Source organism: Bacillus cereus group sp. BfR-BA-01522, from assembly GCF_022662635.1.
GTDB lineage: Bacteria > Bacillota > Bacilli > Bacillales > Bacillaceae_G > Bacillus_A > Bacillus_A cytotoxicus.
Genome location: NZ_JAKUDY010000018.1, coordinates 17,593 through 44,305 on the forward strand (window position 1 = coordinate 17,593; position 26,713 = coordinate 44,305).

Here is a 26,713-nt window from a genome sequence, read left to right on the forward strand (position 1 = left end):
ATATTAATTACCAAACGTATGCTACTACTTCTCCACCAGTTTGTAATTGACGAGCATCTTTGTCTGTCATTACGCCCTTAGATGTAGAAAGAAGTGCAATACCTAATCCGTTAAGTACACGTGGTACTTCATCAGCTTTTGCGTATACGCGTAAGCCAGGTTTACTGATACGTTTTAATCCAGTGATTACACGTTCATTGTTCGCACCATATTTTAAGAAAATACGTAGGATACCTTGTTTGTTATCCTCGATGTATTCCACATCACGAATGAAACCTTCACGTTTTAAAAGTTCAGCAATTTCTTTTTTGATCTTAGAAGCAGGAACCTCTAATTTCTCATGACGTACCATGTTCGCATTACGGATGCGAGTAAGCATATCTGCAATCGGATCTGTCATCACCATGTGTTTTACCTCCTTCCCAATTGTGGGTTTTACCAACTAGCTTTTTTAACACCAGGAATTTGACCTTTATATGCAAGTTCACGGAAACAAATACGGCAAAGTTTAAATTTGCGGTATACAGAATGCGGACGACCGCAGCGCTCGCAACGTGTATACTCTTGTACTTTAAACTTAGGAGTACGCTTTTGTTTCGCAATCATAGATTTTTTAGCCACGTTTTCGCCTCCTCTACTTAGCGTTGGCTTCCATTATTTTTGGAATGGCATACCGAATTGTGTTAAAAGTTCACGAGCTTCTTCATCAGTGTTCGCTGTTGTAACGATTACGATGTCCATACCGCGGACTTTGCTTACTTTATCATAATCGATCTCAGGGAAAATAAGTTGCTCTTTAACACCTAATGTATAGTTACCACGACCATCGAAAGATTTCTTAGATACACCACGGAAATCACGTACACGTGGTAAAGAAACTGTTACTAATTTGTCGAAGAACTCATACATTTGTTCACCGCGTAAAGTAACTTTCGCACCGATTGGCATTCCTTCACGAAGACGGAAACCTGCGATAGATTTTTTAGCGCGAGTGATTACAGGTTTTTGACCTGCGATTTGAGTTAATTCTTCTACAGCATTGTCTAATGCTTTAGAGTTTTGTACCGCATCACCAACACCAACGTTGATTACGATTTTCTCGATTTTTGGTACTTGCATTACAGATTTATAGTTAAACTTGCTCATTAGAGCAGGAGTAATTTCCTTTTGGAACTTCTCTTTAAGGCGATTCAATGAAGTGACCTCCTTTCATAAGAAAATTATTTATCTAATAATTCACCAGATTTTTTCGCAATACGAACTTTTTTACCATCTTCCACTTTGTAGCCTACACGAGTAGGTTCACCTGTTTTTGGATCTAATGGCATAACATTAGATACGTGAATAGGTGCTTCTTTCGTGATAATTCCACCTTGTGGATTTAATTGAGATGGCTTAGAGTGCTTCTTAACGATGTTAACACCCTCAACGATAACACGGTTTTCCTTTGGGAAAGCCACAAGGATTACACCTTGTTTTCCTTTGTCTTTACCAGTGATTACCTGTACTTTATCACCTTTTTTTACATGCATCTTAATTCTGCACCTCCTTAGCAAGGCAATACCTTAAATTATAGAACTTCTGGAGCTAAAGAAACGATCTTCATGAAGTTGCTATCACGTAGTTCACGAGCTACCGGTCCGAAGATACGAGTACCGCGTGGGCTCTTATCGTCTTTAATGATAACAGCTGCGTTTTCATCAAAACGGATGTAAGAACCATCTGGACGACGAGCGCCGCTCTTCGTACGTACTACTACTGCTTTTACAACGTCACCTTTTTTAACAACGCCACCTGGTGTTGCTTGTTTTACCGTAGCAACGATAATATCACCGATGTTAGCATATTTACGACCAGAGCCGCCTAATACTTTAATTGTTAAAAGTTCACGTGCACCAGAGTTGTCAGCAACTTTTAAACGAGATTCTTGTTGGATCATGTTATGAAACCTCCCTTCGGACTTTTAATTCCGATTCGTCTATTTAGATAATAACCGCTTCTTCAACGATTTCAACTAAACGGAAACGCTTAGTAGCAGAAAGCGGGCGAGTTTCCATGATTTTAACGATATCGCCAACTTTTGCTTGGTTTTGTTCATCATGCGCTTTGTATTTTTTAGAATACTTAACGCGTTTTCCGTACAAGGAATGAGTTTTGTAAGTTTCAACTAAAACTGTAATCGTTTTGTCCATTTTGTCAGATACAACACGACCAGTATAAACTTTGCGTTGGTTACGTTCGCTCACTTTGCAAACCTCCCCTCAATTTATCGATTAATTCCGATCTCTCTTTCACGAACTACAGTTTTCATACGAGCGATCGCTTTACGCACTTCACGGATGCGTGTTGGATTCTCTAATTGTCCTGTAGCAAGCTGGAAGCGAAGGTTAAACAACTCTTCCTTTAACGCTTTAACTTTTGTTTCGATTTCGGCAGTGGTTAATTCACGAATATCATTAGTTTTCATTAGATTCACCACCATTTTCTTCACGTTTTACGAATTTACATTTCACTGGTAATTTGTGAGCTGCAAGACGTAATGCTTCGCGTGCTACCTCTTCAGATACACCTGCGATTTCAAACATAACTTTCCCAGGCTTCACTACTGCTACCCAACCTTCTGGTGCCCCTTTACCGGAACCCATACGTACTTCAAGAGGTTTTGCAGTGTAAGGTTTAGAAGGGAAAATTTTAATCCAAACTTTACCGCCACGTTTCATGTAACGAGTCATTGCACGACGAGCTGCTTCGATTTGACGGTTTGTAATCCATGAAGCATTTTGTGCTTGAAGACCAAACTCACCGAATGTTACTTCAGTACCACCTTTAGCGCGGCCACGCATTTTACCACGATGCTCTCTACGATATTTTACGCGTTTTGGCATTAACATATTATTTTCCTCCTTCCTCAGAAGCTTTCTTTTTTGAAGGAAGAACTTCTCCACGGTAGATCCATACTTTTACGCCTAATTTACCGTATGTTGTATCAGCTTCAGCTGTTGCATAGTCAATATCAGCGCGAAGTGTATGAAGTGGAACAGTTCCTTCACTGTAAGATTCTGCACGAGCGATATCTGCTCCGCCAAGACGACCAGAAACTTGTGTTTTAATACCTTTAGCGCCAGCACGCATTGCACGTTGGATAACTTGCTTTTGAGCACGACGGAAAGATACACGATTTTCTAATTGACGAGCAATGTTTTCCGCTACTAATTTAGCATCAAGATCTGCTTTCTTAACTTCTAAGATGTTGATGTGTACACGCTTGCCTGTTAATTGGTTAAGAGCTTTACGAAGCGCTTCAACTTCAGTACCACCTTTACCAATTACCATACCAGGTTTTGCAGTGTGAATTGTAACATTTACACGATTTGCAGCACGCTCGATTTCTACTTTAGAAACAGAAGAATCTTTTAAGCGAGCTGTGATGTATTCACGAATTTTGATGTCTTCATGAAGAAGTGTAGCGTAATCTTTTTCTGCGAACCAACGAGATTCCCAATCACGAATAACACCGACACGAAGACCGACTGGATTAACCTTTTGACCCATCGATTATCCCTCCTTCTTTTCTGATACCACAACTGTGATGTGGCTTGTGCGCTTGTTGATTTGGCTTGCACGGCCCATTGCGCGTGGACGGAAACGTTTTAACGTTGGACCTTCGTCAACGAAAACTTTCTCAACAACTAAGTTGTTTACGTCCATTTCGTAGTTATGCTCTGCGTTTGCGATTGCAGATTTTAAAACTTTCTCTACAACTGGAGAAGCAGTTTTTGGTGTGTGGTTAAGGATAGCAATCGCTTCACCCACTTGCTTACCTCGGATTAAGTCTACTACTAAACGAACTTTACGAGGAGCAATACGAACTGTTCTCGCTACTGCTTTAGCTTGCATTGAAGTGCCTCCTCTCATTATCTTCTAGTTTTCTTATCGTCAGCATCATGACCTTTATACGTACGAGTTGGTGCGAATTCACCTAACTTGTGGCCAACCATGTCCTCAGTGATGTATACAGGTACGTGTTTGCGACCGTCATATACAGCGATTGTGTGACCGATGAACTGAGGGAAGATCGTTGAACGACGAGACCAAGTTTTAACAACTTGCTTTTGCTCAGTTTCATTTAGCTTTGCAATTTTACTCATTAAATGATCATCGACAAATGGTCCTTTTTTTAAGCTACGAGCCATTTTGGTGCCTCCCTTCGTGATTGCCGTACGGTTCCTGAAATGAACCGTACTACAACCCCATTATTTTTTACGACGACGAACGATGAATTTGTCAGACGCTTTGTTTTTCTTACGAGTCTTGAATCCAAGAGTTGGTTTACCCCATGGAGACATTGGAGACTTACGTCCGATTGGTGCGCGACCTTCACCACCACCGTGTGGGTGATCAACTGGGTTCATTACAGAACCACGAACTGTTGGGCGCTTACCTAACCAACGAGAGCGACCTGCTTTACCAATTTTGATAAGTTCGTGTGATTCGTTACCTACTTGACCTACAGTAGCGCGGCAAGTAGCTAATACTAAGCGTACTTCACCAGAAGTTAAACGTACAAGTACGTATTTACCTTCTTTACCAAGTACTTGAGCAGATGTACCAGCAGAACGAACTAATTGTCCACCACGACCTGGTTTAAGTTCGATGTTATGAACAACAGTACCTACTGGAATGTTCATTAATGGTAATGCGTTACCGATTTTAATGTCAGCTTCTGGGCCAGACATAACTTCCATACCTACTTCTAAATTTTTAGGAGCAAGGATGTAACGTTTTTCACCGTCAACGTAGTTAATTAATGCGATATTCGCAGAGCGGTTTGGATCATATTCGATCGTAGCAACGCGTCCTGGAATCCCATCTTTGTTACGTTTGAAGTCGATGATACGGTATTGACGCTTGTGTCCGCCACCTTGGTGACGTACAGTGATTTTACCTTGGTTATTACGACCAGCCTTTTTCTTTAAAGGCGCAAGTAAAGATTTTTCCGGTCTATCAGTCGTGATTTCAGCGAAATCATTAGTTGTCATGTTACGACGACCGTTAGTAGTTGGATTATACTTTTTAATTGCCATCTCAATTTCCCTCCTTCTTTAGTAAGAATTAAACACCTTGGAAGATTTCGATTTCTTTGCTGTCAGCTGTTAGCTTAACGATTGCTTTACGACGACGGTTAGTAAAACCAGCGTGACGACCAACGCGTTTAGCTTTCGGCTTGTAGTTCATGATGTTCACTTTCTCTACTTCAACACCAAAGATCGCTTCTACAGCGTCTTTAACTTCTGTTTTATTAGCTTTAACGTCCACATCGAACGTGTATTTTTTTTCAGCCATCATTTCCATAGAACGTTCAGTGATAACTGGGCGCTTAATGATATCACGAGGATCTCTCATTATGCAAGCACCTCCTCTACTTTTTCCACTGCCGCTTTTGTCATGATTAGCTTATCATGATGAAGCACGTCTAAAACGTTTACGCCATCAGCAGTGATTACTGTTACTCCAGGGATATTGCGAGCAGATAACTCAACTGCTTCATTTACATCAGCAGTTACGATAAGAGCTTTCTTCTCAACAGCTAATCCTTTAAGTACTGCTACCATGTCTTTTGTTTTTGGTGCATTTAACACTAAGTCTTCAAGAACTACAATGTTGTTCTCTACTACTTTAGTAGCTAATGCAGATTTAATAGCTAAGCGACGAACTTTCTTAGGAAGTTTGTAAGCATAGCTTCTTGGTGTAGGTCCGAATACCGTACCACCACCACGCCATTGAGGAGAGCGGATAGAACCTTGACGAGCACGTCCAGTTCCTTTTTGACGCCATGGTTTACGACCACCACCGCTTACTTCAGAGCGATTTTTTACTTTATGTGTACCTTGACGTAAAGATGCACGTTGCATCACTACAGCCTCGAAAAGTACAGCTTCATTTGGTTCGATGCCGAAAATAGCTTCAGCTAATTCGATTTCACCAACCTGAGAACCAGTTTGGTTATATACAGTAACTTTTGGCATTGGAATTCCTCCTTCCTATAGTGAATTATTTGCTAGCCTTCACAGCGCCTTGAACAACTACAAGAGATTTCTTAGCACCTGGAACGTTACCTTTAATTAATAATAAGTTGCGTTCAACGTCAACTTGAACAATTTCAAGGTTTTGAATTGTGATTTGGTCTCCACCCATACGTCCAGCAAGTTTTTTACCTTTAAATACACGGTTCGGAGCAACAGGGCCCATTGAACCAGGACGACGATGGTAACGAGAACCGTGAGACATAGGTCCACGAGATTGTCCGTGGCGTTTAATAGCACCTTGGAAACCTTTACCTTTAGAAATACCTGTTACGTCTACAGTTTCACCTGCAGCGAAAACTTCTACTTTTACCTCTTGACCAACCTCTAATCCGTCCACGTCTGCATCGCGGATTTCGCGAATGAAGCGCTTAGGAGCAGTAGATGCTTTAGCAACGTGACCTTGTTCAGGTTTGTTAGCTAATTTTTCACGTTTATCTTCGAAACCTAACTGAATTGCGTTGTAGCCATCAGTTTCAGTTGTCTTCTTTTGAAGAACAACGTTTGGAGTCGCTTCGATTACTGTTACAGGAATTAGCTCACCGTTTTCAGCAAATACTTGAGTCATACCGATCTTTCTTCCTAAGATTCCTTTGGTCATGAGTTACACCTCCTACATTTTTAAGTTATATGAATTATAGTTTAATTTCGATATCTACACCAGATGGTAAGTCTAAACGCATTAGTGAATCTACTGTTTGTGGAGTAGGGCTCACAATGTCGATTAGACGTTTGTGCGTGCGCATTTCGAATTGCTCACGAGAATCTTTGTACTTATGAACAGCACGAAGAATTGTATAAACAGTTTTTTCAGTTGGTAATGGGATCGGACCAGAAACTGTTGCCCCAGAACGTTTAGCTGTTTCTACAATTTTCTCAGCTGACTGATCAAGAATACGGTGATCGTAAGCTTTTAAACGGATACGAATTTTTTCTTTTGCCATTATTTTCCCTCCTTCGTTCGCCTATTTCTAAAATAGACCTTCTCCATGGAAATTTCCTCACACCTTGCCATGGCAAAGCGGCCGGGTGTGTCAGCAACCTTCCACTTCATCGCAGTCAAAGACCAACATTGTCTATTATACAATGTTTTTTGTCTAGATGCAAGCATATTTTTGTTTACATCAGCTTTTCTCTACTTTTGCTATTATACATGGCACTTTCAAGAATTTCAAGTTTTCATCTACCGTAAATCATTTTACACTTTTTGGATGTTTTATTTTCACTTTATATATTATAGAAGAAACTCGTCACAATCTACATTTACCTCCTGTTTATACAGCAAAAAAACCCAAGGGAAATCCCCCTTGGGTTTTTATTATTTATAGTTGAGACTATTCGATGATAGAAGCAACTACACCAGCACCTACAGTACGTCCGCCTTCACGGATAGAGAACTTAGTTCCCTCTTCTACTGCTACAGGAGCGATAAGTTCAACAGTCATTTCAACGTTGTCGCCAGGCATTACCATTTCAGTACCTTCTGGTAATTGGATGATACCAGTTACGTCAGTTGTACGGAAATAGAATTGTGGGCGGTAGTTAGCGAAGAATGGAGTGTGACGTCCACCTTCTTCTTTAGATAAAACGTAAACTTCAGCTTTGAATTTAGCGTGAGCTTTTACAGAGCCTGGTTTAGCAAGAACTTGTCCACGTTGGATGTCTTCACGAGCAACCCCACGAAGTAGAGCACCGATGTTGTCACCAGCTTCAGCTTGGTCAAGAAGCTTACGGAACATTTCTACACCTGTTACAGTTGTAGAAGCAGTTTCTTCAGCAAGACCGATGATTTCTACTACGTCACCAACTTTAACTACACCGCGCTCTACGCGACCAGTAGCAACTGTACCACGACCTGTGATAGAGAATACATCCTCTACAGGCATTAAGAATGGTTTGTCAGTTTCACGTTCTGGAGTTGGGATGTAAGCATCAACTTCAGCCATTAACTCAACGATTTTAGCTTCCCACTCAGCATCTCCTTCAAGAGCTTTAAGAGCAGAACCTTTAACTACAGGGATGTCATCTCCTGGGAATTCGTATTCAGATAATAGATCACGAACTTCCATTTCTACTAATTCTAGTAATTCTTCGTCGTCTACCATGTCGCATTTGTTTAAGAATACAACGATGTAAGGTACACCTACTTGACGAGAAAGAAGGATGTGCTCACGAGTTTGTGGCATTGGACCATCAGCAGCAGATACTACTAAGATACCGCCGTCCATTTGAGCAGCACCAGTGATCATGTTTTTAACATAGTCAGCGTGTCCTGGGCAGTCAACGTGTGCATAGTGACGAGTTTCAGTTTCGTACTCAACGTGTGCAGTTGAGATTGTGATACCGCGCTCTCTTTCTTCTGGAGCAGCGTCGATTTGATCGTATCCGCGTGCTTCAGCACCACCAGCTTTTGCAAGAACTGTAGTGATTGCAGCAGTTAATGTAGTTTTACCATGGTCAACGTGGCCAATTGTACCAATGTTAACATGGGGTTTTGAACGTTCGAATTTTTCTTTAGCCATTCTAAAATCCTCCTTAATGGTATCTTCAAATTTATATTTTAGGCTAGAAAGTGAGAATTAGAGCCTCACTTTCTAAGCTTACATAAGTAGTTATACTTGAACAATTGATAAAAATCAATTATTCACCTTTATTTTTTTTGATAATCTCTTCAGAGATTGAACGTGGAACTTCTTCATAATGGTCAAATACCATAGAGAATGTTCCGCGACCTTGTGTATTAGAACGTAATGCTGTCGCATAACCGAACATTTCAGAAAGTGGAACCATTGCGCGAACAACTTGTGCGTTACCGCGAGCTTCCATACCTTCTACACGTCCACGACGAGAAGTTACGTCACCCATGATGTCTCCCATGTATTCTTCTGGGATTACAACTTCAACTTTCATCATTGGCTCAAGGATTACTGGGTTACACTTAGAAACAGCTGCTTTAAGTGCCATAGATGCAGCAATTTTGAACGCCATTTCAGATGAGTCAACATCATGATAAGATCCGTCAACTAATGCAGCTTTAACGTCAATTACAGGATATCCTGCAAGCACACCGTTTTGAAGCGCATCTTCAAGACCTGCTTGTACAGCTGGGATGTATTCACGTGGAACTACACCGCCGACAATCTTGTTCTCGAATTCGAATCCTTTTCCTTCTTCGTTAGGTTCAAACTCAATCCAAACGTGACCGAATTGTCCACGACCACCAGATTGACGAGCGAACTTACCTTCAACTTTCGCTGCAGCGCGGAAAGTCTCACGGTATGCTACTTGAGGAGCACCAACGTTAGCTTCTACTTTGAACTCGCGACGTAGACGGTCAACGATGATATCAAGGTGAAGTTCACCCATACCAGCGATGATTGTTTGTCCAGTCTCTTGATCAGTATGAGCACGGAATGTTGGATCTTCTTCAGAAAGTTTTGCTAATGCTGTACCCATTTTATCTTGGTCAGCTTTAGACTTAGGTTCGATAGCTACAGAGATAACTGGTTCTGGGAATTCCATAGACTCTAGGATAACAAGGTTTTTCTCGTCACATAGAGTGTCACCAGTTGTAGTATCTTTAAGACCTACAGCAGCAGCGATGTCACCAGCGTAAACTGTTGAAATCTCTTCACGGCTGTTTGCGTGCATTTGTAGGATACGACCTACACGCTCACGTTTACCTTTTGTTGAGTTTTTCACGTAAGATCCAGAGTTTAATGTACCAGAGTACACACGGAAGAACGTTAATTTACCAACATAAGGGTCAGTCATAATTTTGAACGCTAGAGCTGAGAATGGCTCTTCGTCGCTAGAATGACGTTCTACTTCTTCATCTGTATCAGGAACGATACCTTTGATTGCAGGTACGTCTAATGGAGATGGTAAGTAGTCAATAACTGCGTCAAGCATCAATTGAACACCTTTGTTCTTGAATGCAGATCCACAGATTACTGGGAAGAATTCTACAGAAGTTGTAGCTTTACGGATAGCCGCTTTAAGCTCTTCTTTAGAGATTTCTTCACCCTCTAAATATTTCATCATTAATTCCTCATCAAGTTCTGCAACCGCTTCAATAAGCTTTCCACGGTATTCAGCAGCTAGTTCTTGATGCTCTTCAGGAATTTCAATACGCTCAATATCAGTTCCTAGGTCGTTTGCATACATGTATGCGCACTCTTCAACTAGGTCAATGATACCATTGAACTCATCTTCAGCACCGATTGGTAATTGAAGTGGATGAGCATTAGCTTGTAGACGATCATGAAGTGTACCTACAGAATATAAGAAGTCTGCACCGATTTTGTCCATTTTGTTAACGAACACAATACGTGGTACACCATAAGTAGTAGCCTGACGCCAAACAGTTTCTGTTTGTGGTTCAACACCAGATTGTGCATCAAGTACTGCTACAGCGCCATCAAGTACGCGTAAAGAACGCTCTACCTCTACAGTGAAGTCTACGTGTCCTGGAGTGTCAATAATGTTTACACGATGACCTTTCCATTGAGCAGTAGTTGCTGCAGACGTAATCGTAATTCCACGCTCTTGTTCTTGCTCCATCCAGTCCATTTGAGATGCACCTTCATGAGTTTCACCAATTTTGTGAATACGTCCTGTATAGTACAAGATACGCTCAGTAGCTGTTGTTTTACCAGCATCAATATGAGCCATAATACCAATATTACGAGTGTTTTCTAAGGAGAACTCTCTAGTCATATGGTGTCTTTCTCCTTCCTTTTATGGATTGGATTATTTTATTTAAAGTAGCAAAAAAGCCACTTTATTTTGTTACATATGTCAGTATATCCAGTACCCTCATTATGTAAAACGAGCGCCCATTGAAAGGGAGAGGAACTCTCCCCTCTCCATACTTCCATAAGCGACAAATAAAGCGGTTTATGCTTACATTTATTTTACGTTGAATCCTACCAACGGTAATGAGCAAACGCTTTGTTAGCTTCTGCCATTTTGTGAGTGTCTTCGCGCTTCTTAACAGATGCACCAGTGTTATTAGCTGCATCTAAAATTTCATTAGCAAGACGCTCTTCCATAGTTTTTTCACCACGAAGACGAGCGTAGTTTACTAACCAACGAAGACCTAAAGTTGTACGGCGTTCTGGACGAACCTCAACTGGAACTTGGTAGTTAGCACCACCAACACGACGAGCACGTACTTCAAGAACAGGCATGATGTTCTTAAGAGCTTGCTCGAATACTTCCATTGGTTCTTTACCAGTACGTTCACGAACGATATCGAACGCATTATAAAGAATTGTTTGAGATTTACCTTTTTTACCGTCAACCATCATTTTGTTGATTAAGCGTGTTACAAGTTTAGAATTGTACATTGGATCTGGTAACACGTCACGTTTCGCAACAGGTCCTTTACGAGGCATATTGAGTTCCTCCTTTCAGTTCATTTTTATTATTTCTTAGCTGCTTTTGGTTTTTTAGTACCGTATTTAGAACGGCCTTGCATACGTTTGTCAACACCAGCTGTGTCAAGCGCACCACGAACGATGTGGTAACGTACCCCTGGTAAGTCTTTTACACGACCACCGCGAATTAATACTACGCTGTGCTCTTGTAAGTTATGGCCGATACCTGGGATGTATGCAGTTACCTCAATACCATTTGTTAAACGTACACGAGCATATTTACGTAAAGCTGAGTTTGGTTTCTTTGGAGTCATTGTACCAACACGAGTACATACACCACGTTTTTGAGGTGCAGAGATATCAGTTGATTTTTTCTTTAAAGAGTTGAAACCTTTGTTTAACGCAGGTGATTTAGATTTCCATACTTTATCAGTACGACCTTTTCTCACTAATTGGTTAATAGTAGGCATTAAATTATCCTCCCTTCGCATGTTTGTATGACCACATATCCAGGTGGTTCATTATTAGTTGAAAACAAAGTTTTTGCGAGCGGGAGCAAATGCCCCCCTCTCACAAAAACAGTTTTAACTTATTATTCCTATTGCTGAAGCTCCCACTTGAATCCCTGAAACTCTTCCGAGTTCGCGAATGGATTCAACTTTTGTTACGGGTATGTTATGTTGCAGTGCAGCCTGAGTGATAACATGGGTTAACCGCATGTCAGCATCTTCCGCAACGACAACCTCTTTAACTATACCATTTTTGATTGCTTTCAACGTTCGTTTATGACCAACGATAACATTTTCCGCATTTGATACTTTTTGATAAGACATATACATATCCTCCAAAGCATCGTTCAGGAGCAACCTTGCTTATATTAACATTTTGACTCATACAATGTCAACTAGGATTATCCGTTTTTATACAAAATTCATACCGGAAAATTTTACTGTTCTACGTAAATTTCATCGTTTTCTACATTCGTATCGTCTTGCACTGTTTTTACAAGATCTACTTTGCGATAACGATTCATACCTGTTCCAGCCGGAACAAGCTTACCGATAATAACGTTCTCTTTTAATCCTAGAAGCTCATCGCGTTTGCCTTTAATTGCGGCATCTGTTAGAACACGAGTTGTTTCTTGGAACGAAGCTGCAGATAAGAATGAATCTGTTTCAAGTGAAGCTTTCGTAATACCAAGAAGAACCGGTCTAGCTGTTGCTGGTTGTTTACCTTCTAATAATACTTTTACGTTTGCATCAGTAAATTGGTGAATATCTAGCAACGTTCCTGGTAATACATCCGTGTCACCCGCATCGATTACACGAACTTTACGAAGCATTTGACGAACCATTACCTCTACGTGTTTGTCGCCAATTTCTACCCCTTGCATACGGTATACTTTTTGAACTTCACGTAGTAAGTATTCTTGAACTGCTGTAATGTCCGTTACTTTTAGTAATTCTTTCGGATCAATAGAACCTTCTGTTAACTCTTGTCCGTGACTAATCTCTTGGCCTGGAGTTACTTTCAGACGAGCGCCGTAAGGAATTGCATATGTGCGAGTTTCTACTGCACCTTGTACAACTACCTCTTGACGATCTTTCACATCGTTGATCGTTACAACAACACCGTCGATTTCGCTGATAACCGCTTGACCTTTCGGATTACGAGCTTCGAAGATCTCTTGGATACGAGGTAAACCTTGTGTGATATCGTCTCCGGCAACCCCACCTGTATGGAACGTACGCATCGTTAACTGTGTACCTGGCTCACCGATAGATTGAGCTGCGATAATACCTACCGCTTCCCCTACTTCTACGTCTGTACCAGTAGCTAAGTTACGGCCGTAACATTTCTTACATACGCCGTGGCGAGTATTACATGTAAATGCTGAACGGATGTGTACTGTTTCCACACCTGCATTTTCAATAGCACGAGCGATATCTTCAGTAATTAATTCATTTTCACGAATCAACACTTCACCTGTTTCAGGATGTTTTACAGTTTTTCTTGCAAAACGTCCTACAAGACGGTCGTATAATGACTCAATAACTTCATTGCCCTCTTTAATCGCACCGATTAATAGACCACGATCTGTTCCACAATCGTCTTCACGAACGATAACATCTTGTGCAACATCTACAAGACGACGTGTTAAGTAACCAGAATCGGCAGTCTTAAGCGCTGTATCGGCAAGACCCTTACGCGCACCGTGTGTAGAGATGAAGTATTCAAGTACCGTTAGACCTTCACGGAAACTTGATTTGATTGGAAGCTCAATGATACGACCAGATGGGTTAGCCATCAAACCACGCATACCAGCAAGCTGAGTGAAGTTCGATGCGTTACCACGGGCACCAGAGTCACTCATCATGAAGATTGGGTTGCGCTTATCTAAGGATTTCATCAATTTTCCTTGGATAACATCTTTTGCATTACTCCAGATAGAGATAACGCGATCGTAACGTTCTTCTTCTGTAATCAAACCGCGACGGAATTGTTTAATTACTTTATCTACTTTTGCTTGTGCTTCATGAAGAATTTCATCTTTCTCACCTAATACAAGGATATCTGCTACCCCAACTGTAATACCAGCTTTTGTAGAGTATTTAAATCCTAAGTCTTTCATGCGGTCAAGCATACGAGATGTTTCTGTAATTTTGAAACGTTTAAATACTTCCGCAATGATATTACCAAGGATTTTCTTGTTAAATGGTGCTACTTCTTCACGGCTAGCAATAACTTCTTTTATATTCGCACCTTTATCAACGAAATATTTCGCAGGTGTTTCTTTTTCAAGATTTGATTTTGTTGGTTCGTTAATATAAGGGAACGACTTTGGTAAGATTTCGTTAAATATTAATTTACCAACAGTTGTTAATAGAAGCTTGCCTTTTTGTTCTTCTGTAAATGTCTCGTTGTTGTTCACTGAACTTGCAGGAACAGCAATACGAGTATGAAGATGAACATACCCATTTTGGTATGCAAGCAATGCTTCGTTTGTATCTTTGAACACCATACCTTCACCAATTGCACCTGCGCGCTCAAGTGTTAAGTAGTAGTTACCTAATACCATATCCTGAGATGGTGTAACAACTGGTTTCCCGTCTTTCGGGTTCAAAATGTTTTGTGCAGCTAACATAAGAAGACGAGCTTCTGCTTGTGCTTCTGATGATAGCGGAACGTGAACCGCCATTTGGTCACCGTCAAAGTCCGCATTGTATGCTGTACATACAAGTGGATGAAGACGAATTGCGCGCCCTTCTACTAATGTAGGTTCGAACGCTTGAATACCAAGACGGTGAAGCGTTGGGGCACGGTTTAGAAGTACTGGGTGTTCTTTAATAACTGACTCTAAAACATCCCAAACTTCAGGTTGTACACGCTCAATTTTACGTTTTGCACTCTTAATGTTATGTGCTAATCCTTTTTCCACTAGTTCTTTCATTACGAAAGGTTTAAATAGTTCTAGCGCCATTTCTTTTGGTAATCCACATTGATACATTTTTAAGTTCGGTCCTACAACGATAACAGAACGACCAGAGTAGTCAACACGTTTACCAAGTAAGTTTTGACGGAAACGTCCTTGTTTACCTTTCAGCATGTGAGATAGTGATTTTAACGGACGGTTACCCGGTCCAGTAACTGGGCGACCACGGCGACCGTTATCGATTAATGCATCTACAGCTTCTTGCAACATACGTTTTTCGTTTTGAACAATAATGCTTGGTGCACCTAGGTCCAATAAACGTTTTAAACGATTGTTACGGTTAATAACACGACGATATAAATCGTTTAAGTCAGAAGTTGCAAAACGTCCACCATCTAACTGTACCATTGGGCGTAATTCTGGCGGAATAACCGGAAGAACATCTAAGATCATCCAAGATGGTTTATTTCCAGAGTTACGGAATGATTCCAATACTTCTAGACGTTTAATAGCACGAGTACGACGTTGTCCTTGTGCTGTTTTTAATTCCTCTTTTAAGAAGTCTACTTCTTTATCTAAATCGATATCTTGTAGTAACTTCTTAATTGCTTCTGCACCCATAGCAGCTTGGAATGTGTTTCCATATCGATCGCGATATGCACGGTATTCTTTTTCAGAAAGCAATTGCTTCTTATCAAGTGGTGTATCTCCACTTTCTGTTACAACATAAGAAGCGAAATAAATTACTTCTTCAAGCGCGCGAGGGGACATGTCTAAGACAAGTCCCATGCGGCTCGGGATACCTTTGAAATACCAAATATGAGATACAGGAGCAGCTAATTCGATATGACCCATACGTTCACGACGAACTTTCGCACGCGTTACTTCAACACCACATCGATCACAGACTACACCTTTATAACGTACGCGTTTATATTTTCCACAGTGACATTCCCAGTCCTTTTGGGGCCCGAAAATGCGCTCACAGAACAAGCCATCTTTTTCGGGTTTTAACGTACGATAGTTAATTGTTTCAGGTTTCTTAACTTCACCGTATGACCAAGAACGAATCTTGTCAGGCGAAGCAAGTCCAATCTTCATATATTCAAAGTTATTTACATCTATCAAGGGGCCTACCTCCCTTTTAGTCTACAGGTTATCCCAATTATTCCTTAGTTGCCTCAACTTCGATATTTAATTTATCTGCGGATTGATGATCATCATCATCTTCTGTATCACGCATTTCAATTTCCGTATCGTCGCTAGACATCATTTTAACGTCCATACCTAAACTTTGCAGTTCTTTAATCAATACTTTGAATGATTCTGGAACGCCTGGTTCTGGAACATTTTCACCTTTCACAATCGCTTCGTATGTCTTAACGCGACCGACAACATCATCAGACTTCACAGTTAAGATTTCTTGAAGAGTATAAGCAGCACCGTAAGCTTCAAGTGCCCAAACCTCCATCTCACCGAAACGTTGTCCACCGAACTGTGCTTTACCTCCAAGAGGTTGTTGCGTTACAAGTGAGTATGGTCCAGTAGAACGAGCGTGAAGTTTATCGTCAACCATGTGTGCAAGTTTAATCATGTACATGACACCAACAGATACACGGTTATCGAATGGCTCACCAGTACGTCCGTCGTACAGGATTGTCTTCGCATCATTCGCCATACCAGCTTCTTCAATTGTACCCCATACATCTTCCTCACGAGCACCATCGAATACTGGTGTTGCAACATGAATACCTAGATATCTAGCTGCCATACCAAGGTGAAGCTCTAACACCTGACCGATATTCATACGAGATGGTACCCCTAATGGGTTAAGCATGATATCGATTGGTGTACCGTCTGGTAAGAATGGCATATCTTCTTCCGGTAAAATACGGGAGATAACCCCTTTGTTACCATGACGACCGGCCATTTTGTCACCTTCAGAAATTTTACGTTTTTGAACGATATATACACGAACCAATTGATTTACACCTGGTGGTAATTCGTCACCGTCTTCACGGTTAAACACTTTTACATCCAGGATAATACCGCCACCACCGTGTGGTACACGTAGTGATGTATCACGTACTTCACGCGCTTTCTCACCGAAGATTGCGTGTAATAAACGTTCTTCTGCTGTTAATTCTGTTACACCTTTTGGTGTTACTTTACCAACAAGTAGATCTCCGTCTTTTACTTCCGCACCGATGCGAATAATACCGCGCTCGTCAAGGTTACGAAGTGCATCTTCCCCAACGTTCGGGATATCACGCGTAATTTCTTCTGGTCCTAATTTTGTATCACGAGCTTCTGATTCATACTCTTCAATATGAATAGAAGTATACACATCATCTTTTACAAGGCGCTCACTCATAATGATCGCATCCTCGTAGTTATAACCATCCCATGTCATAAAGCCAACAAGCACGTTACGTCCAAGTGCAAGCTCACCTTTTTCCATAGAAGGACCATCCGCAAGGATTTCACCTTTTACAACTTCATCGCCAACACTTACGATTGGACGTTGGTTGTAGCAAGTTCCTTGGTTAGAACGGATGAATTTCAACATCTTATAGCGATCTAAGTCGCCTTTTACTTTTTGACCGTCAATTTCTACATAACGACGCACCCAAACTTCACGTGCTTCAACGCGTTCAACAATACCAGGATGTTTACAGATTACTGCAGCACCCGAGTCTTTCGCTGACACATACTCCATACCTGTACCTACAATCGGAGATTCCGGATTCATTAACGGAACCGCCTGACGTTGCATGTTGGCACCCATAAGTGCACGGTTAGAGTCGTCATTTTCTAAGAACGGAATACAAGCTGTCGCTGCAGACACTACTTGTTTTGGAGATACATCCATGTAGTCGATGCGCTCTTTATTTGTAACAATGTTTTCACCGCGGAAACGAGCTACGATATCATCATCAAGGAATTCACCTTCTGGAGATAATTTCATATTCGCTTGGGCTACAACATAGTTATCTTCTTCATCGGCTGTTAAGTAATCAACATGCTCTGTTACACGACCAGTTTCTGGATCAACACGACGATATGGTGTTTCAATGAAACCAAACTCATTTACTTTCGCAAATGAAGATAATGAGTTAATCAAACCGATGTTTGGTCCCTCTGGCGTTTCAATCGGACACATACGACCGTAGTGAGAATAGTGAACATCACGCACTTCAAAGCCTGCGCGCTCACGCGTTAAACCACCAGGTCCTAATGCAGATAATCTTCGTTTATGTGTTAACTCTGCCAATGGGTTTGTTTGATCCATGAACTGAGATAACTGAGAGCTTCCGAAGAACTCTTTAATAGATGCAATAACCGGACGAATGTTAATTAACGCTTGCGGTGTAATTGCATTTGTATCTTGAATCGACATTCTCTCACGAACAACACGTTCCATACGAGAAAGACCGATACGGAATTGGTTTTGTAATAACTCTCCTACAGAACGTAGACGACGGTTACCTAAATGGTCGATATCGTCTGTATCCCCTACTTTATATAGTAAGTTAAAGAAGTAGCTAATAGAAGCAAGAATATCACCTGGTGTAATGTGTTTCACATCACGAGTAATATTTGCATTCCCAATTACATTAATAACGCGTTCGCCTTCTGAATCTGGAGCATAAATCTTAATAGATTGCAGCTCAACATCGCCTTCTACCACTCCGCCCATCGGCTTCGCTGTTTTGAATCCAATGTTCTTCTCTAAGTTAGGTAAAATGCGATCAAGTGTACGGCGATCTAAAACTGTTCCCTCTGCCGCTAAAATCTCTCCGGTTTCTGGATCTACTAATGTTTCAGCTAAGCGTTGGTTAAACAGTCTGTTTTTAATGTGTAATTTTTTGTTGATCTTATAGCGACCTACATTTGCTAAATCGTAGCGCTTTGGATCAAAGAAGCGAGAAACAAGCAAGCTTTTCGCGTTTTCCACTGTTGGTGGTTCACCTGGGCGTAAACGCTCATAAATTTCAAGCAACGCTTTTTCAGTGCTATCTGTGTTATCTTTTTCTAACGTATTGCTTAAGTATTCATTATCACCTAAAAGCTCGGTGATTTCTTGATCAGAGCCAAACCCTAATGCGCGTAACAAAACAGTTACAGGAAGCTTACGGGTACGGTCAATACGTACATATACAACATCCTTAGCATCTGTTTCATACTCTAACCAAGCTCCGCGGTTTGGAATTACAGTAGCAGTAAAACCACGTTTTCCGTTTTTATCCACTTTGCCACTATAGTATACGCTTGGAGAGCGAACTAACTGGGAAACGATAACACGTTCTGCACCGTTAATTACGAATGTTCCTGTCTCTGTCATGAGTGGGAAATCTCCCATGAACACATCTTGCTCTTTTACTTCACCAGTTTCTTTGTTGATTAGACGAACTTTCACACGAAGTGGTGCTGCATACGTCACATCACGCTCTTTACATTCTTCTACAGAGTATTTAGGCTCACCTAAGCTGTAGTCGATAAATTCAAGCGATAGATTTCCCGTAAAGTCTTCGATCGGAGAAATGTCTTGGAACATTTCTCGCAAACCCTCATCAAGAAACCACTGATAAGAAGAGGTTTGAATTTCGATAAGATTTGGTAACTCTAATACTTCACTAATACGGGCATAACTTCTTCGTTGGCGGTGGCGTCCGTATTGAACTAGTTGACCTGTCAACTGCTTCACCCCTCAAATCATGAGTATTATAAATGCACAAAAAAATTTGTGCAAAATCACAAATAAATATAGCTAACGCTAGTAGCGTAGCTTTTTCTCTCAAAGATAGATACGTTGAGTCTTTCCATCTGTTCAAAAAAGAAAAATGGCTTCTATAAGAAAACCATCACTCTATTTCATGATTTACTGATTTTACTATCTTTTCCAAGAGAAACAAAAATATACATTTTTCTCAACGTAGAAAATCATATATTGGCATTGTATAATGTTAACATAGCCCCAAAAAACCGTCAACGTTTTTTTGATTTTATGATATAATATCCTTTTTTCTTTTCAACAATCTCAACTTCAGCAAACGTTTCTTCTAGTTTTTTGAGCGCGGATGGTGCACCTTGTTTCTTTTGAATCACAATCCAAAGTTCTCCTCCTGGCACTAGATGATCGAAAGCTTTTCCTAAAATTTCATGCACGATATGCTTACCAGCACGAATTGGAGGATTGGATAGAATCGCGGCATATTGGCCATCTACCTTTTCATAGACATTGCTTTGGAAAATTCGAATATTCTCCACGTTATTGTTAGCAGCATTTTCTTTCGCAAGCTCAAGCGCCCTTTCATTTACATCTACCATGTGAACGCGGCGCCCTCGAAACTCTTTTGCTAACGACAAACCAATCGGTCCGTACCCACATCCAACATCTAATATATCCCCGTCGATATCCGGCATTTGAAATGCTTCAATTAAAAGACGAGATCCAAAGTCCACCTCGTTTTTCGAAAATACCCCACGGTCAGATAAAAAAACAAATTGCGATCCTCTTAGTGTAAATTCCCACCGCTTACGATCACTTTTACTCGAAGGGTCATTAGAAAAATAATGGTCTGCCATTTGGTCACCTCTTTTCTTTACAGTTAAAAAAAAAGCTCGCATGAGAGCGAGCTTTTTTAAAGCTTCAAAAGTTAATTACTTAACTTCTACAGCAGCGCCAACTTCTTCAAGTTTAGCTTTGATTTCTTCAGCTTCTTCTTTAGAAGCGCCTTCTTTGATTACTTTTGGAGTGTTGTCAACTAATTCTTTAGCTTCTTTTAAGCCAAGACCAGTGATTTCACGAACAACTTTGATAACTTTGATTTTTTGTGCACCAGCGTTAGCTAGTTCAACATCAAATTCAGTTTTCTCAGCAGCAGCTTCACCAGCGCCACCAACAACAGCTACAGGAGCAGCAGCAGTTACGCCGAATTCTTCCTCGATAGCTTTTACTAAGTCGTTAAGTTCTAATACAGTCATAGATTTAACTGCTTCAATGATTTGTTCTTTAGTCATTGTAAATATCCTCCCTTAAATAGGTTTGTATTGTTTTATCGATAACACGTAATTATCTTTTAAAAAATTAAGCGCCTTGCTCTTCCTTTTGTTCTGCAACTGCTTTAGTAGCAAGTGCAAGGTTACGGATTGGAGCTTGAAGAACGCTAAGAAGCATAGAAAGTAAGCCTTCACGAGATGGAAGAGTAGCGATTGCTTTAACCTCATCAAGTGTTACTAGTTTACCTTCGATTACGCCCGCTTTAATTTCTAAAGCTTCATGATCTTTAGCGAAGTCGTTTAATACTTTCGCAGGAGCAACTACATCCTCGTTACTGAACGCGATTGCGTTTGGTCCTGTTAAGAATTCATTTAACTCAGCCATTTCAACAGATTCTGCAGCACGACGAGTTAAAGAGTTTTTGTAAACTTTGAACTCAACGCCAGCCTCACGTAAGTTCTTACGTAATTCAGTTGCTTCAGATACTGTTAAACCACGGTAGTCAACAACGATTGTAGATTTACTTTCGCGAAGTTTATCAGCGATTTCAGTTACAACTTGTTGTTTCATTTCGATTGCTTTGCTCATATTATTACACCTCCTGTAGATTATATAGAAGATGTACCGAAAGTGCACTAAAAACCTCCATGCTAACTTGTAGACATGGAGGCATATAGTCACAGAAAAAAATTCCGTTTCGTATATTAACACCTAGGTAGGAAATTAAGCCAATTTGGCACCTACTGTCTACGGTACACTATTTAAATTCACAACATAAATGATTATATTAAATCTTCTTTATGAAGTCAACTTCCAATTTTTATACAAGTGTAGAAACATCTACGCGTACACCAGGTCCCATTGTAGAAGTAACTGTTACGTTCTTCATGTAAGTACCTTTTGCAGCAGCTGGTTTCGCTTTTAATAACGTGTCAGCAATTGTTTTGAAGTTTTCTACTAATTTTGCATCTTCGAAAGATACTTTACCAATTGGAACATGGATGTTACCAGCTTTATCAACGCGGTATTCAACTTTACCAGCTTTGATTTCGTTAACAGCTTTTGTTACATCGAAAGTAACTGTTCCAGTTTTAGGGTTTGGCATTAAACCTTTAGGTCCTAATACACGACCAAGTTTACCAACTTCACCCATCATGTCAGGAGTTGCTACTACTACATCAAAGTCGAACCAACCTTGTTGGATTTTGTTGATGTAATCAGCATCGCCTACGAAGTCAGCTCCAGCAGCTTCAGCTTCTTTTGCTTTTTCACCTTTAGCGAATACTAATACACGTTGTACTTTACCAGTACCGTGTGGAAGAACAACTGCACCACGAATTTGTTGGTCAGCTTTCTTAGGGTCAACACCTAAACGAAATGCAGCTTCTACAGTTGCATCAAATTTAGCTGTGTTTGTTTTCTTTACTAATTCTACTGCTTCTGTTGCAGAATAAGCAGTTGCACGTTCAACAAGCTTCGCAGCTTCTACGTACTTTTTACCTCTTTTAGCCATGTTTATTTCCTCCTTGAATGTGGTTTTAGCGGAATAACCTCCCACGTTTACGCCCTTATTCCAAGATTTTTCTTGAGGATGTGCGCCCATCCATTTATTTAAAAACGATACTCATTTACGATAATAAAGGTTGCGAATTGGACTTCCAGACCCGCAACCTTTTTTACAAAAAACAAATCGAATTAGTCTTCGATAACGATGCCCATACTGCGTGCAGTACCTTCAACCATACGCATTGCAGCTTCTACGCTAGCAGCGTTTAGGTCAGGCATTTTAGTTTCAGCGATTTCGCGTACTTTATCACGCTTAACAGTTGCCACTTTATTACGGTTTGGTTCACCAGAACCAGACTCGATACCAGCTACTTTCTTAAGAAGAACAGCAGCAGGAGGAGTTTTAGTAATGAAAGTGAATGAACGGTCTTCGAATACCGTAATTTCAACAGGAATGATAAGACCAGCTTGATCTGCTGTACGAGCGTTGAACTCTTTACAGAAGCCCATGATGTTAACACCCGCTTGTCCTAATGCTGGACCAACTGGTGGAGCTGGGTTAGCTTTACCTGCAGGAATTTGAAGTTTTACCATTTTAATTACCTTTTTAGCCACGAGACACACCTCCTTAAGTCCGTGATGTGGTCAATTGGACAATGATTTGCCCTCCCACTTCATCATTTTATCGATAACGATAAAATCTTTTCAAAAAACGCCTCCGTTACCGAAGACGTACTGACTTAAAAGATATTATCACTTTTTACAATTCATTTCAAGTTTCATTTTATAATTTTTCAATTTGATGGAAATCAAGCTCAACTGGTGTTTCACGACCAAACATGTCTACCAACACTCGTACTTTTTGTTTTTCCATATCGATTTCTTCAATTGCACCTGTATAATCCGCGAACGGTCCTTCGTTTACGCGTACCGTTTCATGAAGTTCAAAGTCGAAATCAACAACTTCATTATCCATTCCCATATGTTTCATAATGGTAACAACTTCCTCTTCTAATAGAGGAGATGGTTTCGAACCTGAACCAGAAGATCCAACAAACCCAGTTACACCTGGTGTGTTACGAACAACATACCAAGAATCATCAGTCATAATTAATTCAACTAACACATAACCTGGGAACACTTTTCTTTTTGTTAACTTTTCTTTTCCGTTTTTCATTTCTACTTCTACTTCTTCCGGAACAACAACACGGAAAATTTTATCTTGCATCCCCATTGATTCTACACGTTTCTCAAGGTTTGCTTTTACTTTATTTTCATAACCAGAATAAGTATGGACAACATACCAGCTTTTTTCCATTCATTTAGGACAAGCGTCCTTCCCTCCCTGACGTACATTTTTTTGCACAAATGAAAAAACCCGTTCATCGGGCTTTTACACAGTTCTTATAAATAACATTATATCATGGATAAGTGCTTCTTATTCAAGAATTAACCGAATTAAAGAAGAAATGCCCATATCAACCACTGCGAAAAAAATCGCAAAAAAGATAACTGTTGCAATAACAGTAGCTGTCGAACGGAGTAATTCATCTTTTTTAGGCCAACTTACTTTTTTCATCTCGCGACTTACATCACCGAAAAAGTTCGTTAAACGCATTTACGGGACCTCCAGTGCATTATTTCGATTATTTATTTTGTTTCCTTATGAACTGTATGCTTATTGCATGTTTTACAAAATTTCTTTATTTCAAGTCGCTCTACAGAGCTCATATCTTTCATTGTAGAGTAGTTACGATTTTTACACTCTTCACATGAGAGCACCACTTTTTTTCTCATTTGTTATACCAACCTTGTAACATTATGTCCCTAAAAATGTATCATACAATAAAAGGCAATGTCAATGACATGCCTTTTACTTAGATACAAAAAAAGGAAAGAAAGTACCTTTACATCATTTCGAATTTAAAGTTGTATTCTCTCTCATTTCCATATATCTTTCTAATTTCCGTTTTACACGTTGAAGAGCATTATCAATAGATTTCACATGTCTATTTAGTTGCTCAGATATTTCTTGATATGAACGGCCATCTAAGTATAAAGAAAGTACTTTCCTCTCCAAATCGCTTAATAATTCAGATATTTTTAATTCTATGTCACTATATTCTTCCTGACTAATAATCATTTCTTCAGGATCTGTTACTTTTGCTTCTGAAATAACATCTAATAGCGTACGGTCAGATTCCTCATCGTAAATCGGTTTATCCAAAGAAACATACGAATTTAAAGGAATATGTTTTTGTCTTGTTGCAGTCTTAATAGCAGTAATAATTTGACGAGTAATACATAATTCAGCAAATGCTTTAAAAGAAGATAGCTTGTCCTCTTTATAATCACGAATCGCTTTAAAAAGCCCAATCATACCTTCTTGAACGATATCCTCTCGATCGGCACCTACTAAAAAATAAGATCTCGATTTTGCGCGAACAAAGTTTTTATACTTGTGTATTAAATATTCAAGAGCATCAATATTACCTTTTCGAACTAACTCAACGATTGCCTCATCCTCTAAATCGCGAAACGTAACGTTGCTAGTACTTACGAAGCCTGTTTCCACTCTGATCCCTCCGACCGCTATTTATTTAGAAATATTATACAGTAAGCGTTTAAAGAGCGTCAATGTCTCAACGCTCTCCTCGCCTTAATTTTTCTAATTTTTCTGTAACATCCTTGCTAAATATTGTTCGCATAGCTGGTTGTTTCTCTTTGGTCGCTTTCGTTTCATGACGCACCTGTTGTTCCATCGCCTGCACTTCTAACTCCAGTTCACGCGCTGACTTTCTAAGCGCCCCCTGTCCAAAGATAACCCATTGCTCCGTATAATCAGAAGTTGCAACATAGATTTGTGTATTAATATTACGAAGTTCGCTTGCCAACTGTTCGATCTTTTCATCAGCAGTTTGATTTTTTCTAGTAAAAATAACCTCAACACGCGATTGCTTCATCTTTTTCTCAATACCTTGAACTGTATAAGCATCAAACACAATCATTACTTTTGTTCCAGTGTACCCTTGATAATCTGCCATTTTATCAATTAATGCGTCCCTCGATGCTTGTAAATCTACATCCCTCAATTTCTTCAAGTCTTTCCAAGCCCCTATGATGTTGTAGCCATCAACGATTAAAATATCATTCATTTGTTACTTACCAATCTGGTGGCGTTTACGATATACCTCATACATTAACAGACTTGCAGCTACTGAAGCATTTAAGGATGTAACTTTACCGACCATGGGTAAATGAACTAGGAAATCACACTTTTGTCCAATGATACGGCTCATGCCTTTTCCTTCACTACCAATTACTAATCCAATCGGCATATTACCATCTAGATTACGATAATCAGTCTTCCCTTTAGCATCTGTACCAGCGATCCATAGACCGCGTTCCTTTAGCTCATCGATTGTACGAGATAAATTTGTCACTCGCACAACAGGAATATACTCAATCGCTCCTGTAGAGGCCTTTGCAACTGAAGCTGTCAGTCCAACAGATCGTCGCTTTGGAATAATAATACCGTGCGCTCCAGTTGCATCTGCGGTACGCATAATAGACCCCAGATTATGTGGATCTTCAATCTCATCTAAAATTAAAAAGAATGGCTCTTCATTACGTTTAGCAGCAACTTTGAATAAATCTTCTAATTCCGCATATTGATATGCTGCTACTTGAGCAATTACTCCTTGATGATTTCCTTCAACAAGTTGGTCTAATTTTTTCTTTGGGGCATATTGCAGAAGAATTTTATTCTCTTTTGCTAATGCTACGACAATTTGAATTTGTCCTTTAGCAGCACCTTCTGCCACCCAAATCTTATTAATATCTCGTCCCGATCGCAATGCTTCAATAACGGGATTACGTCCAATAATGTATTCGCTACTCATGACAATTTGCCTCCTTCCGTTCCTTCTAACACATGAATCGCCTTATTTACAATTTCCTCTAATCTTTCACGATTGTGTAGTAAATAATGATAACCAATCACCGCTTCAAAAGCTGTGCTATGACGATATGTTTGTACGTCTGTATTTTTCGGAACAGTACCTGAATTTGCATTACGCCCTCTTCTTAATACTGCTTCTTCTTCCTCAGTTAAAAAATTCGTTTCTAATAAATGATAAACTACTTTCGCTTGCGCTTTTGCAGAAACAAAGCTCGTCCCTAATCGATGTAGCTGGTTGGGACGAACTGTTCCTTTTTGAAGGAGGTGATGGCGGATATATTGTTCATACACCGCATCACCCATGTAGGCTAACGCCAAACTGTTTAATTGCTTTGCATCAATCAT

At 40.1% G+C, this 26,713-nt stretch carries 35 protein-coding genes and 1 other annotated feature; all 35 genes read right to left on the reverse strand.

Translation table 11 applies throughout. The features are described 5' to 3' along the window. Positions 1-7: 7 nt before the first annotated feature. Positions 8-406, reverse strand: a complete 399-nt coding sequence (gene rpsH, locus MR059_RS18965) for a 30S ribosomal protein S8 (RefSeq protein WP_011983257.1) — start codon at positions 404-406, stop codon at positions 8-10. Between the two features lie 29 nt (positions 407-435). Next, positions 436-621, reverse strand: a complete 186-nt coding sequence (gene rpsN, locus MR059_RS18970; RefSeq protein ID WP_001085700.1) for a 30S ribosomal protein S14 — start codon at positions 619-621, stop codon at positions 436-438. A gap of 33 nt (positions 622-654) precedes the next feature. Beyond that, positions 655-1,194: a 50S ribosomal protein L5 gene (gene rplE, locus MR059_RS18975; protein ID WP_011983256.1), complete on the reverse strand. Its 540-nt coding sequence runs from the start codon at positions 1,192-1,194 to the stop codon at positions 655-657. 26 nt (positions 1,195-1,220) lie between these two features. After that, a complete protein-coding gene (rplX, locus tag MR059_RS18980) occupies positions 1,221-1,532 on the reverse strand; it encodes a 50S ribosomal protein L24 (RefSeq protein WP_011983255.1) in 312 nt (103 codons plus the stop codon). 38 nt (positions 1,533-1,570) lie between these two features. Next, positions 1,571-1,939, reverse strand: a complete 369-nt coding sequence (rplN, locus tag MR059_RS18985) for a 50S ribosomal protein L14 (RefSeq protein WP_011983254.1) — start codon at positions 1,937-1,939, stop codon at positions 1,571-1,573. A gap of 43 nt (positions 1,940-1,982) precedes the next feature. Beyond that, entirely contained in the window at positions 1,983-2,246 is a 264-nt protein-coding gene (gene rpsQ / locus MR059_RS18990; protein WP_011983253.1) for a 30S ribosomal protein S17, read from the reverse strand. Between the two features lie 20 nt (positions 2,247-2,266). Then, the gene (gene rpmC / locus MR059_RS18995; RefSeq protein WP_000855718.1) at positions 2,267-2,467 is read right to left on the reverse strand and encodes a 50S ribosomal protein L29; all 201 of its coding nucleotides are present in this window, start codon (positions 2,465-2,467) and stop codon (positions 2,267-2,269) included. Next, positions 2,457-2,891 carry a 50S ribosomal protein L16 gene (gene rplP / locus MR059_RS19000; protein WP_011983252.1) on the reverse strand — a complete coding sequence of 145 codons (435 nt, stop codon included), beginning with the start codon at positions 2,889-2,891 and terminating at the stop codon, positions 2,457-2,459. Before rplP ends, rpmC begins: the two co-directional genes overlap by 11 nt. A gap of 1 nt (position 2,892) precedes the next feature. Further along, positions 2,893-3,552, reverse strand: a complete 660-nt coding sequence (gene rpsC / locus MR059_RS19005) for a 30S ribosomal protein S3 (RefSeq protein ID WP_011983251.1) — start codon at positions 3,550-3,552, stop codon at positions 2,893-2,895. Positions 3,553-3,555: 3 nt separating this feature from the next. After that, a complete protein-coding gene (rplV, locus tag MR059_RS19010) occupies positions 3,556-3,897 on the reverse strand; it encodes a 50S ribosomal protein L22 (protein WP_011983250.1) in 342 nt (113 codons plus the stop codon). Positions 3,898-3,914: 17 nt separating this feature from the next. Continuing rightward, the gene (gene rpsS, locus MR059_RS19015; protein ID WP_011983249.1) at positions 3,915-4,193 is read right to left on the reverse strand and encodes a 30S ribosomal protein S19; all 279 of its coding nucleotides are present in this window, start codon (positions 4,191-4,193) and stop codon (positions 3,915-3,917) included. Positions 4,194-4,253: 60 nt separating this feature from the next. Continuing rightward, positions 4,254-5,084 (reverse strand): 50S ribosomal protein L2, encoded by an 831-nt coding sequence (rplB, locus tag MR059_RS19020; protein WP_011983248.1) that lies wholly within the window; start codon positions 5,082-5,084, stop codon positions 4,254-4,256. A gap of 28 nt (positions 5,085-5,112) precedes the next feature. Then, the gene (gene rplW, locus MR059_RS19025; protein ID WP_011983247.1) at positions 5,113-5,403 is read right to left on the reverse strand and encodes a 50S ribosomal protein L23; all 291 of its coding nucleotides are present in this window, start codon (positions 5,401-5,403) and stop codon (positions 5,113-5,115) included. After that, positions 5,403-6,026 (reverse strand): 50S ribosomal protein L4, encoded by a 624-nt coding sequence (gene rplD, locus MR059_RS19030; RefSeq protein ID WP_011983246.1) that lies wholly within the window; start codon positions 6,024-6,026, stop codon positions 5,403-5,405. The genes rplW and rplD overlap by 1 nt, the downstream gene beginning before the upstream one ends. A 25-nt stretch (positions 6,027-6,051) precedes the next feature. Continuing rightward, the gene (rplC, locus tag MR059_RS19035; RefSeq protein ID WP_011983245.1) at positions 6,052-6,684 is read right to left on the reverse strand and encodes a 50S ribosomal protein L3; all 633 of its coding nucleotides are present in this window, start codon (positions 6,682-6,684) and stop codon (positions 6,052-6,054) included. A 34-nt stretch (positions 6,685-6,718) separates the two neighbouring features. Further along, on the reverse strand, positions 6,719-7,027 hold the full coding sequence (gene rpsJ / locus MR059_RS19040; protein ID WP_001040596.1) for a 30S ribosomal protein S10: 309 nt from the start codon (positions 7,025-7,027) through the stop codon (positions 6,719-6,721). 390 nt (positions 7,028-7,417) lie between these two features. Next, positions 7,418-8,605: an elongation factor Tu gene (gene tuf, locus MR059_RS19045; RefSeq protein WP_011983244.1), complete on the reverse strand. Its 1,188-nt coding sequence runs from the start codon at positions 8,603-8,605 to the stop codon at positions 7,418-7,420. Positions 8,606-8,723: 118 nt separating this feature from the next. Continuing rightward, positions 8,724-10,802: an elongation factor G gene (fusA, locus tag MR059_RS19050; protein ID WP_011983243.1), complete on the reverse strand. Its 2,079-nt coding sequence runs from the start codon at positions 10,800-10,802 to the stop codon at positions 8,724-8,726. A gap of 209 nt (positions 10,803-11,011) precedes the next feature. Beyond that, positions 11,012-11,482, reverse strand: a complete 471-nt coding sequence (gene rpsG / locus MR059_RS19055; protein WP_011983242.1) for a 30S ribosomal protein S7 — start codon at positions 11,480-11,482, stop codon at positions 11,012-11,014. Positions 11,483-11,511: 29 nt separating this feature from the next. Then, a complete protein-coding gene (rpsL, locus tag MR059_RS19060; RefSeq protein WP_011983241.1) occupies positions 11,512-11,934 on the reverse strand; it encodes a 30S ribosomal protein S12 in 423 nt (140 codons plus the stop codon). A gap of 114 nt (positions 11,935-12,048) precedes the next feature. Further along, complete coding sequence (locus MR059_RS19065; RefSeq protein ID WP_011983240.1) at positions 12,049-12,297, reverse strand: 50S ribosomal protein L7ae-like protein; 249 nt, start codon at positions 12,295-12,297, stop codon at positions 12,049-12,051. 113 nt (positions 12,298-12,410) lie between these two features. After that, positions 12,411-16,025, reverse strand: a complete 3,615-nt coding sequence (rpoC, locus tag MR059_RS19070) for a DNA-directed RNA polymerase subunit beta' (protein ID WP_011983239.1) — start codon at positions 16,023-16,025, stop codon at positions 12,411-12,413. Positions 16,026-16,062: 37 nt separating this feature from the next. Then, on the reverse strand, positions 16,063-19,596 hold the full coding sequence (gene rpoB / locus MR059_RS19075; RefSeq protein ID WP_048721547.1) for a DNA-directed RNA polymerase subunit beta: 3,534 nt from the start codon (positions 19,594-19,596) through the stop codon (positions 16,063-16,065). Positions 19,597-19,886: 290 nt separating this feature from the next. Then, complete coding sequence (locus tag MR059_RS19080) at positions 19,887-20,486, reverse strand: class I SAM-dependent methyltransferase (RefSeq protein ID WP_011983238.1); 600 nt, start codon at positions 20,484-20,486, stop codon at positions 19,887-19,889. A gap of 75 nt (positions 20,487-20,561) precedes the next feature. After that, positions 20,562-20,921 (reverse strand): 50S ribosomal protein L7/L12, encoded by a 360-nt coding sequence (gene rplL / locus MR059_RS19085; protein WP_011983237.1) that lies wholly within the window; start codon positions 20,919-20,921, stop codon positions 20,562-20,564. A 67-nt stretch (positions 20,922-20,988) separates the two neighbouring features. Beyond that, a complete protein-coding gene (gene rplJ, locus MR059_RS19090) occupies positions 20,989-21,489 on the reverse strand; it encodes a 50S ribosomal protein L10 (RefSeq protein WP_011983236.1) in 501 nt (166 codons plus the stop codon). 39 nt (positions 21,490-21,528) lie between these two features. Continuing rightward, positions 21,529-21,672, reverse strand: a sequence feature (ribosomal protein L10 leader region). 49 nt (positions 21,673-21,721) lie between these two features. Then, on the reverse strand, positions 21,722-22,414 hold the full coding sequence (rplA, locus tag MR059_RS19095) for a 50S ribosomal protein L1 (protein ID WP_011983235.1): 693 nt from the start codon (positions 22,412-22,414) through the stop codon (positions 21,722-21,724). A 182-nt stretch (positions 22,415-22,596) separates the two neighbouring features. Beyond that, entirely contained in the window at positions 22,597-23,022 is a 426-nt protein-coding gene (gene rplK, locus MR059_RS19100) for a 50S ribosomal protein L11 (RefSeq protein ID WP_001085872.1), read from the reverse strand. A 169-nt stretch (positions 23,023-23,191) separates the two neighbouring features. Continuing rightward, positions 23,192-23,725 (reverse strand): transcription termination/antitermination protein NusG, encoded by a 534-nt coding sequence (gene nusG / locus MR059_RS19105; RefSeq protein WP_011983234.1) that lies wholly within the window; start codon positions 23,723-23,725, stop codon positions 23,192-23,194. Positions 23,726-23,845: 120 nt separating this feature from the next. Continuing rightward, positions 23,846-24,025 (reverse strand): preprotein translocase subunit SecE, encoded by a 180-nt coding sequence (gene secE, locus MR059_RS19110; RefSeq protein WP_011983233.1) that lies wholly within the window; start codon positions 24,023-24,025, stop codon positions 23,846-23,848. Between the two features lie 32 nt (positions 24,026-24,057). Further along, a complete protein-coding gene (gene rpmG / locus MR059_RS19115; RefSeq protein ID WP_081428336.1) occupies positions 24,058-24,204 on the reverse strand; it encodes a 50S ribosomal protein L33 in 147 nt (48 codons plus the stop codon). A gap of 115 nt (positions 24,205-24,319) precedes the next feature. Beyond that, positions 24,320-24,982: an RNA polymerase factor sigma-70 gene (locus MR059_RS19120; protein ID WP_011983232.1), complete on the reverse strand. Its 663-nt coding sequence runs from the start codon at positions 24,980-24,982 to the stop codon at positions 24,320-24,322. Positions 24,983-25,049: 67 nt separating this feature from the next. Continuing rightward, on the reverse strand, positions 25,050-25,562 hold the full coding sequence (locus MR059_RS19125; protein WP_011983231.1) for an NYN domain-containing protein: 513 nt from the start codon (positions 25,560-25,562) through the stop codon (positions 25,050-25,052). Between the two features lie 3 nt (positions 25,563-25,565). Beyond that, positions 25,566-26,309, reverse strand: coding sequence for a 23S rRNA (guanosine(2251)-2'-O)-methyltransferase RlmB (rlmB, locus tag MR059_RS19130; RefSeq protein ID WP_011983230.1), 744 nt, complete (start codon positions 26,307-26,309; stop codon positions 25,566-25,568). After that, a complete protein-coding gene (locus tag MR059_RS19135; protein WP_011983229.1) occupies positions 26,306-26,713 on the reverse strand; it encodes a Mini-ribonuclease 3 in 408 nt (135 codons plus the stop codon). The genes rlmB and MR059_RS19135 overlap by 4 nt, the downstream gene beginning before the upstream one ends.